We start from the raw sequence: 14,706 nt of genomic DNA, 5'->3' as shown, positions 1-14,706 counted from the left end.
TTTATTATTCTTTTTTTTGTTCATCTAAGCAACTAAATTGAATCAATCTATGCAGCACAGATCACACTATTGATTAACAAAATACCTTAGGTGAGCAAACTAAGTGTTGTACGTACCTGGTTAAGGAAGCAGATATGCCATTTTATGTAAAACAAGGTGAAATCCCCACAAAGCGTCATATCGCATTTGAAAAAGAAAATGGCGAACTTTACCGTGAAGAATTGTTTTCAACCCATGGTTTCTCGAATATTTATTCTAATAAATATCACCATAATATGCCGACTAAGGCGATTAATGTTGTGCCATATGCCGTTGAACATGGCCAAGAATGGCAAGATTCATTAATTCAAAACTATAAACTCGACTCACGCAAAGCAGACTGTGACGGCAACTTTTTTAGCAGTCGTAATAAAATTTTCTATAACAGCGATGTAGCTATGTATACCGCCAAGGTTAGCCACAGCACAAATGAGTTTTATCGCAATGCTTATGCGGATGAAATTGTGTTTGTTCATGAAGGTGAAGGCCAGCTGTTAAGCGAATATGGTGTTATTGACGTTAAAAAGTGGGATTACCTGGTTATCCCCCGCGGTACCACTTATCAATTAACCTTTAATGATTACAGCAATGTTCGTTTGTTTGTCATTGAATCATTTTCAATGGTTGAAGTACCGAAGCATTTTCGCAATGAATACGGTCAATTACTTGAGTCTGCCCCTTATTGTGAGCGTGACTTGCGAACCCCAAAACTGGCAGATGCTGTGGTTGAAAAAGGTGAGTTTCAATTAGTATGTAAGTTTGGTGACAAATACCAGCAAATGACACTCGAATGGCACCCATTTGATTTAGTCGGTTGGGATGGTTGCGTTTACCCTTGGGCGTTTAATATCGCTGAGTATGCGCCTAAAGTTGGTAAAATTCATTTACCACCATCAGAGCATTTAGTGTTTACTGCACACAATTTTGTGGTGTGTAATTTTGTGCCGCGCCCATATGATTTCCACCCCAAGTCTATTCCTGCACCTTACTACCATAACAACATTGATAGCGATGAAGTTTTATATTACGTCGATGGTGACTTTATGAGCCGCACCGGTATTGAAGCGGGTTATATGACCTTGCATCAAAAAGGTGTGCCACACGGGCCGCAACCGGCAGAACCGAAGCGTCGATCGGTAAAAAAGAAACCTACGAATATGCAGTGATGGTCGATACTTTCGCCCCACTTAATCTTACTTCCCATGTAAAAAATTGCATGAGTGAAGACTACAACCGCTCTTGGTTAGAAGACTAAACCATAAGCCTATAGAAAAACCTTCTAACCTCATCACTTTTGAAGTGATGGTGAGTTGAATATAACGAGGAATAACAACATGGCAAGCGAACAAAACCCACTGGGACTTTTAGGCATCGAATTTACTGAATTTGCCAGCCCAGATACTAACTTTATGCATCAAGTATTTATTGATTTCGGTTTTTCAATGCTTAAAAAAGCAAAAAACCATGACATTACTTACTACAAGCAAAATGACATTAATTTCTTATTAAATAAAAGCCGTGCAGGATTTTCTGCAGAGTTTGCTAAATCACACGGACCAGCAATCTGTTCAATGGGTTGGCGTGTAGAAGATGCAGAATTAGCTTTCAAGCTTGCGGTAGAGCGTGGTGCAAAACCTGCTGCAGAGGCTGAAAAAGACATGCCTTACCCAGCCATTTACGGTATTGGCGATAGCTTAATCTACTTTATCGACACCTTTGGTGCTGATAATAGTATTTACGCAACTGATTTTGTTGATTTAGATGAGCCAATTAACACGCCAGAAAAAGGCTTTATGGAAGTTGACCATTTAACTAATAATGTCTACAAAGGCACTATGGAGAAGTGGGCAAACTTTTATAAAGATATCTTTGGCTTCACCGAAGTGCGCTACTTTGACATTAAAGGGTCGCAAACTGCATTAGTGTCTTATGCACTACGTTCACCAGATGGTAGCTTCTGTATTCCAATCAACGAAGGTAAAGGCAACGATAAAAACCAAATTGATGAATATTTAGGTGAATACAATGGCCCTGGTGTACAGCATTTGGCCTTTAGAAGCCGTGATATTGTTGCCTCATTAGATGCAATGGAAGGCACAGCAATCGAAACTTTAGATATCATTCCTGAATACTATGAAACCATTTTTGATAAGTTGCCACAGGTAACCGAAGACAGAGAAAAAATCAAACATCACCAGATTTTGATCGATGGTGATGAAGACGGTTATTTACTACAAATTTTCACTAAGAATTTATTCGGTCCTATTTTTATCGAAATCATTCAACGTAAAAATAACCTAGGTTTTGGTGAAGGTAATTTCAAAGCGTTATTTGAATCTATAGAGCGCGACCAAATTAAACGTGGCGTACTGTAACGTTTAATGAGCTGAGCCACACTAAACAAAAACCAGCCAAGTGCTGGTTTTTGTTTACCTAAGCATTATAATCGATGCAATTTTGTCACTAAGAATACTTTATATGCCTGATTACGCTGTACTCGCTGTATTTATCCCAACCTTCTTCTTTGTATCCATCACTCCTGGCATGTGCATGACCTTAGCAATGACCCTAGGCATGAGTATTGGCGTAAGACGCACATTGTGGATGATGATAGGTGAACTCATTGGTGTGGCGATTGTGGCGATAGCCGCGGTGCTCGGTGTTGCTAGCATCATGCTTAACTATCCACAGATATTTGAAATATTAAAATGGTTAGGCGGAGCTTACCTTATCTACATTGGCGTTAACATGTGGCGTTCGAAAGGCAAAATGGCTGTTATTGATGGCCAACAGGTTAATACTCGTCGGTTAAGTTTGATCAGTCAGGGATTTATCACCGCTATAGCTAACCCTAAAGGATGGGCATTTATGATATCGCTATTACCCCCTTTTATCAGTGTCGATAAACCGGTTGTTACTCAGTTAGTTGTTTTATTGGGGATCATAATGGTAACAGAATCCGCCTCAATGCTGGCATACGCCAGTGGTGGTAAAAGCTTACGGTTATTTTTATCCCGCGGCGATAACATTCGTTGGTTGAACCGTATTGCCGGCAGCTTAATGATACTCGTGGGGTTCTGGTTGGCACTCGGTTAATTTCGCAGTACATAACCGTAAGTGACTAGCATCCATTCATAGTCCTAAATTAACAAGATTGCACAAACTGCATTAGCTTACTCAATCAAAATTAACTGAATTTTTAAACGGTAATTGTTGTGCAATTTGTGTCATATACAAGTTCATTTGATCTTGCTCTTGCTGGCAATAATGACTAATAGCGTCATTAAACGCGGGATGAGTAATAATGTGTTTTGAATACGTTAGTCTAGGTTCAAACCCTCTAGCCACTTTATGTTCACCTTGGGCACCCGCATCAAAAATTACTAGATTATTAGCTATTGCGTAGTCAATACCTTGGTAATAGCAGCTTTCAAAATGTAACCCATCAAGCTCAATTAATGTGCCCCAGTATCGACCATACAAGTGAGTATCAGATACAAAAAATAATGCTGATGCGATCATTTGATCATTTGCATCGGTGACAATCAGTAATCGAATCGCCTCCCCCATAGTTTGTCGCAACCCAAGAAAAAAAGCCCCGTTTAAATACCCTTGATGTCCTGAACGTTTTTGATAGGTCATTTGATAGCATTTAATAAAATGCTGCCATTGTTCAAGCGATGCCTCTGCACCAATAACGAAACGAAAACTTAATTGGTAGTTAGCAACTAACTGTCTTTCTTTACTGATATTCTTGCGTTTTCTTGACGTCATTGCAGCTAAAAAATCACTGAAGTCTGTGTAATTTCTATTGCGCCAATGAAATTGGGTCCCTACCAGGTTATCGCGGCATCTTTAGGCCATAAAGTTTGTTCTTGTTCGCTAATAAACAAGCCGTGCCATGAAGAATAATCCTGTTGGACCAGCTTAGCATGTAGATACCCACACAAACTTAGTAAAAGAGCCTGCTTAGCTTCTTGCATCATTGCTGGGTTAAACCCTATTCTTTGGCCAGAAGCGGGGATAAAAGGCACACTGGTCACCAGCTTAGGATAATATTCTAATTGATTACGCCCATAAGCCTCAGCCCAGGCCCAATCAAAGACATACTCTCCCCATGAATGTGTTTTTTGATACAAAGGCATAATCGCAGCAATTTCTGCGGTTAATTTGTCGGTTATAATAAGGTGATTAATTTGCCAGCCTGTGCCATCTCCTACACAAGCTGAATGTTCTAATTGCTGTAAAAATGCATATCGCATAAAGGGATTGGACTCACCAAAATATTGAGTCCACTTGCCTTGGCCTATCTCTTCAATACTCAAAACATGTGAAAATGTATACGCAGATGACAATGTGTCGGCCTTATTATTTGTCTATTTATCCTGTATAGCATACCAATTTTATAACAGCTATGGCACAGTCAGATAATTAAGGTCACTTTCTAAGGATAACCCGTGTCCCTCACGATAAAAATCACTCCATTACTCTTATCTGCTTTGGTTGGCGTTAGCTTGTCATCTGTGGGGTTACATTCACCCTATGCATGGGCCAATGATGAAGCTATTTTCAGTGAAATGGCTACTGCACAGCCTATTTTTGCCAAACACGGCATGGTAGCGAGCCAAGAAGCCATCGCCAGTCAAATAGGTGTGGAAATTCTTAAACAAGGCGGTAATGCCGTCGATGCTGCTGTTGCGGTTGGTTTTGCACTAGCGGTAACATTACCGCGAGCGGGTAATATTGGTGGTGGCGGCTTTATGTTAGTCCATCTTGTCAAAGATAATAAAACCATTGCGATTGATTATCGCGAAACGGCACCAAGCAAAGCCCATAGAGATATTTTTCTAGATGAACAAGGTAACGCGGTTGATAAATTAAGTCGCGAACACGGTTTAGCAGTAGGTGTTCCTGGGACTGTGATGGGAATGGAGTTAGCGTTAAAGCAATACGGTACTATGACGCTTAAACAAGTGATAAAACCGGCAATCAAGCTCGCCAAAGATGGCATTATTATCACATCAGATTTAGCCAACTCTTTGGCTGGTACACGAAGCCGTATTAGCCAATGGCCAAGCTCTAAAACAATTTTTTATCAAGCAGATGGCAGTAACTTTGATGTTGATGATGTGTTATATCAACCAGAATTAGCCCATTCACTCTCGTTAATTTCTAAGTTTGGTAGTAAAGGTTTTTATCAAGGTGAAACCGCTGAAAAAATAGTCAGCGCGGTGCAGCAAGCTGGCGGAGTAATGACATTAGCTGATTTAGCTCATTATAAAGCAGTAGAACGTGAACCCGTTCGTGGTACATATCGAGGTTATGAAGTGATTTCGATGCCAGCACCTTCTTCTGGCGGTATCCATATTATAGAAATGCTAAACGTACTGGAACAATTTCCTATCGATAAATTTGGTCATAACACTGCGCAAACAATACATCTTATGGCTGAAACGATGAAGTACGCCTATGCCGATCGCAGCGAGTTTTTAGGTGATCCTGACTTTGTCAAAGTCCCCACAGCTCATTTGATCAGCAAAGATTATGCTCACAAAATTGCCAGTAAAGTGACCTTACATAAAACCACTCCAAGCAGTGAAATTCTGCCAGGTAAAGTGGCTGGCTATGAAAGCCCGCAAACAACACACTATTCAGTCGTCGATAAATGGGGTAACGCGGTATCCAATACCTACACTTTAAACTTTAGTTATGGCTCTGGGCTGGTGGCAAAAGGTACCGGGATACTACTCAATAATGAAATGGATGACTTCTCAGTTAAAGCTGGCGTACCAAACGGTTACGGACTGATTGGTGGAGAAGCTAATGCTGTAAAGGGTAATAAACGACCGCTCAGCTCAATGAGCCCAACTATCGTAATGAAAGAAGGTAAACCTTTTATTGTGACTGGTAGCCCTGGTGGTTCTAGAATTATTAATATCACCTTACAGATCATCATGAATGTGATTGATCATCAACTGAATATTGCTGAAGCCACCGCCGCGGCACGTGTTCATCACCAATGGTTACCTGATTTTTTATGGGTAGAGCGCAGCTTAAATCAAGACACTATTTCACTGCTAGAAGCAAAAGGTCATAACGTTAAAATTCAACAATCTATTGGTAGTACCCAGTCAATAATGGTGACTGAACAAGGTAAATATGGTGCATCTGATCCTCGAAGAGCAGGTTCTGCAGCCGTAGGTTACTAAATATCGACACTCACATTCAGAAGACCCAACTTAAGTCTTCTGAATGTGCTCTACAAGATCAACACTAAAAATATCATTTGAGCTCTGAATAATAAATGCTGACTAAACAGCCATTTGTCTTACTATAAAATAAACTAAACCAAAATAAACTAAATCGGTTGAATTAAGCTGATTGAGCCCATCTATTAATCCGAGTTGAGGTTAACCACGATTAACTTTACTTACCGTTTCCCTCTCAAAACCAATCACGCAACTTTAAAAAAATTTAAATGAAACAATCACTAAAGTTAATCATCAGTACTGCCGATAGAATATATACTCAATCTGTATCTGCCTTTAAGTACAGCATATGTTAAACTAAGCCACTGAATTGATACAATTACTGCAAAGGGTTGCCATGAAGCTATCTAGCCTGAAAATCAAACACCGTATAGCCATACTCACTTTTGTTGCTTTGGCTTCATTTATTATTTCAATCGTTATCAACAGTATAACAACCACAAGTAATACAGATCGTCTAAGCAGTTTACAAAACAAACTCTATCCGGTATTGAGCTTAGCGACGGTCAACGAAGGTCTGCTCATTCAATTGGAGCAAATTATTCAATCTGCGGTGACTACTGGCGAAGAAGAAAATCTACAAACGGTTGCAACCATGGTGAAAACGATCACCAAAAACTTAGATCAAATTGGCCAATTGCTGCCAAATAAGTCTAATGACATGCAGCGACTAAAAAGTGCTATCACCACTTATCATCAAAATGCGAAGACGCTTGTGATGGCTTTTTTAGCCGATGATATCGATTTTAACGCCATAAAAACGCAAGCGGCTGACAATGCCACAAGGTATCAAAATCTAGTTAAAGATTTCGAAACCAATCAAGTTGATTTTGAATCACAATTCACCAACAGTATTGAGTCTACCATTACCGATGCAAATAGTGCCCAAACCTCCGTTCTATTAATCGGTATAGTCGCGACCATATTAATGATCATTCTTGGCTTGTTAGTTAACAGCTCAATTATCACCACCCTTTCCAGTGTGACTTCTTCTTTGCGAAATATTTCAGAAGGTGAAGGAGATTTACGCTCGCGTATTCAATATGACGGTAAAGATGAAATTGCCGATTTAGTATATTGGTTTAATCAATTTGTCTCTAAGCTGCAATCTTCAATAGCGGATACCAAGCAAACAACTGACAGTTTAAGCGCAGTATCACAAACATTACTCAATGGCAGTAAAGTCAGTGAGCTTACGGTAAAAGAACAAACAGCAGCCATTGAATTAATCTCCCAAGCCATGGGGGAAATGTTTATCAGTGTGACCCATATTGCAGAATATGCAGCAAACGCCGCTAGCGAGGCTGATAATGCTAATAAAGAAGCCAATAGAGGTACTCAAGTGGTTAATGCCGCAGTCGCTACCATTAAGAAACTGGCAGAAGAAGTCAAAACTACAGCCACTTTAGTCAACCAATTAGATGCTTTCACCAATAATGTTAATTCTATTTTAGATACGATCAGAGGTATTGCTGATCAAACAAATCTTCTTGCGCTAAACGCCGCTATTGAGGCTGCCAGAGCAGGAGAACAAGGACGGGGCTTTGCCGTTGTGGCAGATGAAGTAAGAACCCTTGCTTCTAGAACACAAGCGTCAACGCAAGAGATTCAACAAGTACTGCAAGAATTAAGAACCTCCTCTAAAAAGGCAGTTCAAGCTATGCAGCATGGCGTTGAAACCGCCGGTGAGGGAGTAGAATCTACTATGCTTGCCGGTACAACCTTGAAAAGTATTACTGAAAAAGTTAGTGCTATTAGTGTTGTTAATGAACAAATTGCCGCGGCAACAGAGGAACAACATAATACCTCTGTATTGATCCAACAATACGTTGCCGACATTCAGCAAAACGCTCAAAAAGTCAAAACGACTACCGAAGACATGGGTGGGATCAGTTTTGATATCCAAAATGTCAGTAAACAGCTTCAAATGATAACAAATCAATTTAAAGTATAAATTATTCGCTTAATAATTGGTGAGTTACGTAAATTTTAGCTATATAAATACAGCAATATAAAAATAAACCCTTTGGGTATGATGAGTGATAGAAAGGAGTAACACTATGAAATTTTACTTGAAAGCGCTTCCGTTAGCGATTTCTGTAGCATTAGTTCCTGCCGCAGCTTTTGCTGACGAAGCAACCGATGCAAAAGTAGCTCAACTAGAACAACAAGTTCAGGCGCTACAAGCTCAACAAACCAAAAATCTAACTGATAAATTCAATTTTAATGGCTTTATTAGCGGGGCGTATATTAGTTCTGATAATGATGCTGGTTATAACAATGCGACTAACAGCGCTGATTTTACTCAAGACAGTAAAATGGGCTTTCAAGGTACATTTAATATCAGTAACCAAACTCAAGCTGTGTTACAGCTAATGATGAAAGGCGAGAATGATTGGGATGTAGAAGCTGAATGGGCTTATCTATCTCACCGTTTCGATAATGGCGCTAAAATACGTGGTGGTAAATTACGCGTACCACTGTTCATGTATTCTGATTATCTAGATGTGGGTTATGCACAGCCCTTCGCTCGTCCACCTAGCGAAGTTTATGACCAAGTTCCTTCTCATCATATACAGGTGGCGACATTGCTTATGATTTTGAATTTGAAGACTCAACCTTAACTTTACAAGGTTTTGGTGGTGAATCAGATGTAAGTACTGATGGAACAAGTCTTGATTTATCTAACATCATGGGTGTTAACGCATCTTGGACAGATCTAACCTGGACATTACGTGCTGTATATGGTCAAACCGATCTTGACGGTTCAGCTAATAGTGGTGCCCTAGTTATTGACGGTGAGCAAGCGCAGTTTACAGGTGTTGGTGGTAGTTACGATAACGGTTCCTTCATTGCAATAACAGAGTGGACTACGGTTGAGATTGATGGCTTACTTGCTGATACTGAATCAGCTTATGTGACTTTAGGTTATAGAATTAAAGCATTTACGCCTTATGTCACTATGGCTTATACAAAAACGACTGACGATGATGTAAGAGCAGCTTTGCCGCCACAGTTAGCGATACCATTAGGCTTAGGCTTGAATCAAGAGCGTACAGCTTATAGCGCAGGTTTACGCTGGGATGCTATCGATAACGTAGCCATCAAATTCGACTTAACCTATGCAACTGACTTTGGCGATACTTCTGGTGGCTTAGGTGGTAATGCTGTTGTTAATCCATTGACTAAACAATTCATGTTTGATGACACATTAGTTTACACAGTTAAATTCGACGCAGTATTTTAAAGGAGCGATGATATGAAAAAGTTACTATCCGTATTAACGCTTAGTTTGGGTGTTGCATTTACCGCTTCTGCAGGTGTAGTTATTATTGGTAATAACGCTGCCGGTGATATGTCAGCTGCCGATGTTAAAAAAGCATTTTTAGGTAAAGGTGACAGCTCATTAGTGGTGTATGAATTAGACGAAGGTAATAGTACTCGCTCTGAATTTCACAGTACCGTCACGGGTAAATCAGATGCGCAGTTAAAGGCATTTTGGTCTAAACAAGTCTTTACAGGTAAAGGTAACCCGCCTGCAACTGTGGCTTCTGCAACAGCAATGAAAGCTGCTGTTGCATCAAACCCAAGTGCAATTGGCTACATTGATGAAGCTGATATTGATGGCACGGTTAAAGTTATTTTAAAACCATAATTAATAACTTTAAATATTAAATAAATCTTCTAAGTATAGATTTTTAAAAGGCGATGTAGCACATATGTGTTACATCGCCTTTTGTTATAAACAAGACTCAAAAAATTCCAGCGAGGCTATTTTCTCTACCCGTTATCGTGCTCTTAAATGACGTTGCATAAGCAATTTTGAAGCAAATAAACAGGTCTTACTCCCCTTTTGCACTCAAAAGAATGTCATAAGTCACCATTAAACACACCACAGAATAATTGATATATAAAACGCCTAAATGCGGTGAATTTTGAACATTAATCGGCAAACCCTGTTAATGCCACACATTGATACATCAAGAAATCAGCATAAGTCACAATTCCTTCATTCTTTTACATTATAGTTCCACCGTTTTCAGCATAAAAAGCCAAATACTTATTATAGGTTTGTTGTTTGAAAAAGGGGGCAAGCTCGCTCCAGGGTCATAAAGGAAATATGAATATGTACAATATCAAATTACTTGCGGTATTAATCGCAAGTTCACTAGGCTTGTCCGCATGTGGTAGCTCAGATAATGATAAACAAGCTGAGATAAAACCCATTGAAGTTAATCTTCGCATTTTAGAAACATCCGATCTTCATGCCAATATTATGGATTATGATTATTATCAGTCGAAGTTTGATGCCACTATTGGTCTTGCCCGTACTGCAAGTCTAATTAAACGTCATGGTGCTGATGCTGATAACGTTGTCTTAGTCGATAATGGTGATTTATTACAAGGTAGCCCTATGGGTGACTACATTGCCAATAACTTCAAACAAGACAATACTATTGGCGGAACTCACCCTGCTTATAAAGCCATGAATACGTTAGGCTATTCTGTTGGCAACATAGGTAATCATGAATTCAACTATGGTTTAGATTTTCTTTATGAATCTATTTCTGGGGCAAATTTTCCGTATATCAATGCCAATGTAATTTGCGAAGCCGATTGCTGGGAAGGTAAGCAAAAAGGCGATAATTTATTCAAACCTTACCTTATTGAAGAAAAAATGGTTCTAGATAATAATGGCGATCAGCAAGTCATTAAAATTGGTTACATAGGTTTTGTCCCTCCACAAATTCTATTATGGGACAAACAAAATTTAACAGGTAAAGTGACTGTGATGGGAATTGTTGAATCAGCAGAAAGGTTTGTTCCTATGATGCAAGCAGAAGGCGCTGACATCATTATTGCGATCCCGCATTCAGGTGTTGGATCTACAACTAACCCTATTGATATCGATGACGAGAATGCTACTTGGGCATTGTCAAAAGTGGCTGGTATTGATGCTATTACCTTTGGTCATAGCCATTCTGTATTTCCATCAAGTACTTTTATCGGGCTAGAAAATGCTGATCTTGAAAAAGGTACCATTAATGGTGTCGCTGCGGTTATGCCAGGTCGTTGGGGTGATAACTTAGGTATTGTCGACTTCAAACTTGAACTGAAAAATGGTACCTGGATCATTGTTGATAGCACAGCTAAATCAATGCCTATTTACGATAAAAATGCTAATGAACCTGAATTAGTTCAACCAGATTTTGGTATTCGAGATGCTGTAGCTAAAGAGCATGATGATACTAAAACGTATGTTGACCAGCCAATTGGTAAGGCATCTTCAGACATGTATAGTTTCCTTACATTAGTACAAGATGATCCTACTGTTCAAATTGTTTCAGATGCTCAAATTGCAAAAGTGAAGCAAAATTTAATCCCGGCATTAAAAGATATCCCCGTCCTTTCTGCATCTGCACCTTTCAAAGCAGGTGGTCGTCATAGCACGGCAGCCGATACAGCAAGCTATGTCCAAGTTGCTGCGGGTGAGTTAACTTACAAGAATGCAGCCGATTTATATCTTTATCCCAACACCATGGTTGCGGTAAAGGTCACCGGAGCACAGATACAAGATTGGTTGGAATGCAGTGCAAATCAATTTAATCAAATTAACCCTACATCAACCGCGCCACAATACTTAATTAATTGGAATACACATCCAACATACAATTATGATGTTATTGACGGTGTTAACTATCAAATCGATGTCACTCAGCCCACACGCTTTGACGGTGACTGTATATTGGTGGATGCCGATGCACATCGAATTGTCGGGTTATCCTATACTGACGACGAAGGTACCGTATTTGTTGGTGCTGAATTTGCTGAAAAAGAATTCATTATTGCATCAAATAACTACCGTGCTTTTGGTGGTAAATTTGCAGGCACGGGTTCTGATTATGTTGTAATGGAATTACCTGATTCAAATCGCGAGGCACTAGCCCAGTATATTACGGCAGAAACTGCAGCCAAAGGTGAAGTTAATCCATCTGCAGACAACAACTGGGACTTTGCTACAATTAGCACAGCTGTTGCACTTGATGTTCGCTTTGAAACACAAGATAGTGCCCTAGCTGATGCTTTTATTTCTAAATATCAACAACGTAAGATGACTAAACTTAATAATGTCGTAGATGAATTTGGCTTTGCTGTTTACAGCATAGATTTGCAGAACTAATCTATTACCTCTTTATGTAAGTAATATTTAAGGGCGTTCCTCCTTAAATCAACGCCCTGTTTATTCAGGGCTTTTTAAAGCTAATTGCACTAAAAAGCACATCAAGCCTATTCCATACAAAAAACATTCACATGATCGTTTTATTAGCACCCGCCTTCGTTAACTAATGCTAGTATTAACGTTATTTACGATTAGGGGGTCGACTCTATGAGAGTAACATTTAGTGCTATACACCAAACATTAATTTGTCTTACCTTATTGTGTTTAACACTGTTCAGTCCACTCGGGTTTACTCAGCAGGAAACACATCAGACAGATACTCAAGTGACTGAGAATAACCCATTACTGGTACCCCAAAAATGGACATTTATATTAGTTCGCCATGGTGAAAAGCAAGTAGGTGATGATCCTCAATTAAATCCACAAGGTGTTCAACGTGCCGAGCGACTGGCTAAAATGCTTGAGCATATTCCTTTAAATAAAGTGTACTCAACAAATTATCAACGCACTCAGCTTACCGCAAAGCCTACAGCGGCTAACCATAATTTGCCCATAACCTCTTATAACCCCGATAATCTTGAAGTCTTCAGCGAGCAATTACTGATGCATCCTGGCAATTATTTAATTGTTGGTCACAGTAATACTACTGCGCTATTGGCTGACAAGTTAAATCAAACATTAGCACACAGCCATCAAGAACACAGTGAAGATTTTGACCGTTTATATCTTATTGAAGTCAATATTATTAATGGAAAACGGTTCAACTCTATGTACCGTTTCAGTTATTGATGCATTGTTAAAAAGTAGAAGGTGAAAGCAATGGCTAAAATACTCGCTTGCCATCTGCATGACTATATTGAGGTGATGTGCCTATATCAATATACAGTGCTGATTACACTCAACAATGGCAAACACATTACGGCAAAGTTTGACTCTACTGGCTTCATTGGTCAATCGACCGCTAAGCAAGAAGTTATTTATGGTAAGGATATTAATGGTGCTGACTTAACCCTAATATTAACAGACATTAAAACAGTGACAGTGTTAACTAAAAATGCACAATTTAATATTGTGCATTTTTGAAGAGTTTAACCATTATGTGGATAATTATTCGGGATCGAATACCGAAGTATGATCATGGTTTGGCCATGCATTAATAACGGCCTTAACCAAAGATGCTAATGGAATAGCGAAGAAGACTCCCCACACCCCCCATAAGCCACCAAAGACCAATACCGCGGCGATAATCATCACAGGATGTAAATCTACCGCGTCACTGAACAAAATAGGTACCAATACATTGCCATCTAAAGCTTGGATAATGCCGTAACCCAACATTAAGTATCCAAACTCAGGGCCAATCCCCCACTGAACAAATGCCACAAGCGCGATAGGCAATGTCACCAATGTTGCGCCAACATAGGGTATTAATACCGACAAACCAGTCAACACACCTAACAAAGCTGAATATCGCAGTCCCATTAAGGCAAAAAACACATAACTGGCTACACCAACAATAATAATTTCGATCACTTTGCCACGGATATAATTAAATATCTGCTGATCCATTTCATACCATACTTTACTTGCTAAACCACGATTTGCCAGGAAAAATCGTTTGCTACTGTCGATCAGTTGCTGCTTATCTTTTAAAAAGAAGAACACTAATAAGGGAACTAATATAACGTAAACCATTAATACTAAAACAGATGCTGAAATACCCAATATTTGCTTAGCAAAATCCAGTAAATGCTCAGTATCAAGCAATTTTTTGAATTCATTGAGTGAAGCATCTATTTGCTCAGCACTGATAAACTGCGGATATTTATCGCTTAAGTCTTTAACGACAATCATGCCCTTATCAAGCATGTTCGGTAAATCAGTGACTAAACTCACCCCTTGTCGCCAAATGCTCGGCATTAATACTAATAATATCAGCATCATTAGCCCTAAAAAAGCCACCAACACAATAGATGCACCAGCGGTACGATTAATGCCCAGCTTTGACATTTGAGCAACTGGCCATTCAAGTAGAAATGCTAATACCAATGCGACCAGTAAAGGGGCTAATAATTCAGCGCCAAAATATAATGTTAGCGCAATACCCATCAAAATAAAGACTAATGTAATTGCTTGTGGGTCACTAAAACGAGTTTTATACCATTCTTTTAAAAACGCTAACATTGCAAAACCTTGTATGAATGAAAGAAAATTAAC

General features: G+C 39.3%; 13 protein-coding genes and 1 pseudogene. 11 read left to right on the top strand and 3 right to left on the bottom strand.

The features are described 5' to 3' along the window. Positions 1–134: 134 nt before the first annotated feature. The 3 genes and pseudogenes from L0B17_RS10585 (at position 135) to L0B17_RS10575 (ending at position 3,135) form a co-directional block, all read left to right on the top strand. Positions 135–1,294: pseudogene (locus L0B17_RS10585) on the top strand (homogentisate 1,2-dioxygenase). 79 nt (positions 1,295–1,373) lie between these two features. Next, entirely contained in the window at positions 1,374–2,414 is a 1,041-nt protein-coding gene (gene hppD, locus L0B17_RS10580; protein ID WP_235084679.1) for a 4-hydroxyphenylpyruvate dioxygenase, read from the top strand. Positions 2,415–2,517: 103 nt separating this feature from the next. Next, positions 2,518–3,135, top strand: a complete 618-nt coding sequence (locus L0B17_RS10575) for a LysE family translocator (protein ID WP_235084676.1) — start codon at positions 2,518–2,520, stop codon at positions 3,133–3,135. Between the two features lie 81 nt (positions 3,136–3,216). On the opposite strand, the gene L0B17_RS18110 is transcribed toward L0B17_RS10575, so the two are convergent. Then, positions 3,217–3,879, bottom strand: coding sequence for a GNAT family N-acetyltransferase (locus L0B17_RS18110; RefSeq protein WP_268834042.1), 663 nt, complete (start codon positions 3,877–3,879; stop codon positions 3,217–3,219). Beyond that, positions 3,873–4,394: a peptidogalycan biosysnthesis protein gene (locus L0B17_RS18105; protein WP_268833995.1), complete on the bottom strand. Its 522-nt coding sequence runs from the start codon at positions 4,392–4,394 to the stop codon at positions 3,873–3,875. Before L0B17_RS18105 ends, L0B17_RS18110 begins: the two co-directional genes overlap by 7 nt. Before the next feature lie 102 nt (positions 4,395–4,496). Between L0B17_RS18105 and ggt the strand changes: the two genes are divergently transcribed. The 8 genes from ggt (at position 4,497) to L0B17_RS10530 (ending at position 13,572) form a co-directional block, all read left to right on the top strand. After that, positions 4,497–6,248, top strand: a complete 1,752-nt coding sequence (gene ggt, locus L0B17_RS10565; protein WP_443019885.1) for a gamma-glutamyltransferase — start codon at positions 4,497–4,499, stop codon at positions 6,246–6,248. Positions 6,249–6,645: 397 nt separating this feature from the next. Continuing rightward, entirely contained in the window at positions 6,646–8,262 is a 1,617-nt protein-coding gene (locus tag L0B17_RS10560) for a methyl-accepting chemotaxis protein (RefSeq protein WP_235084674.1), read from the top strand. Positions 8,263–8,368: 106 nt separating this feature from the next. After that, the gene (locus L0B17_RS10555) at positions 8,369–8,932 is read left to right on the top strand and encodes a hypothetical protein (protein ID WP_235084672.1); all 564 of its coding nucleotides are present in this window, start codon (positions 8,369–8,371) and stop codon (positions 8,930–8,932) included. Positions 8,933–9,000: 68 nt separating this feature from the next. Beyond that, positions 9,001–9,555, top strand: a complete 555-nt coding sequence (locus tag L0B17_RS10550; protein WP_235084670.1) for a hypothetical protein — start codon at positions 9,001–9,003, stop codon at positions 9,553–9,555. Positions 9,556–9,567: 12 nt separating this feature from the next. Then, positions 9,568–9,963, top strand: coding sequence for a phosphate ABC transporter substrate-binding protein (locus L0B17_RS10545; protein WP_235084668.1), 396 nt, complete (start codon positions 9,568–9,570; stop codon positions 9,961–9,963). 471 nt (positions 9,964–10,434) lie between these two features. Next, positions 10,435–12,489, top strand: coding sequence for a bifunctional 2',3'-cyclic-nucleotide 2'-phosphodiesterase/3'-nucleotidase (locus tag L0B17_RS10540; protein WP_235084666.1), 2,055 nt, complete (start codon positions 10,435–10,437; stop codon positions 12,487–12,489). Between the two features lie 207 nt (positions 12,490–12,696). Continuing rightward, positions 12,697–13,278, top strand: a complete 582-nt coding sequence (locus L0B17_RS10535; protein ID WP_235084665.1) for a phosphoglycerate mutase family protein — start codon at positions 12,697–12,699, stop codon at positions 13,276–13,278. Positions 13,279–13,308: 30 nt separating this feature from the next. Next, positions 13,309–13,572: a Rho-binding antiterminator gene (locus tag L0B17_RS10530; RefSeq protein WP_235084663.1), complete on the top strand. Its 264-nt coding sequence runs from the start codon at positions 13,309–13,311 to the stop codon at positions 13,570–13,572. A gap of 24 nt (positions 13,573–13,596) precedes the next feature. Here the strand turns inward: L0B17_RS10530 and L0B17_RS10525 are convergent, their stop codons facing one another. Next, a complete protein-coding gene (locus tag L0B17_RS10525) occupies positions 13,597–14,673 on the bottom strand; it encodes an AI-2E family transporter (protein WP_235084661.1) in 1,077 nt (358 codons plus the stop codon). Between the last annotated feature and the right edge of the window lie 33 nt (positions 14,674–14,706).

It is taken from the genome of Shewanella sp. OMA3-2 (genome assembly GCF_021513195.1).
In the GTDB taxonomy this organism is placed as follows: Bacteria; Pseudomonadota; Gammaproteobacteria; order Enterobacterales; family Shewanellaceae; genus Shewanella.
The sequence above is the reverse complement of the archived record's forward strand: the minus strand, read 5'-3'. Positions and strand labels throughout refer to the sequence as shown.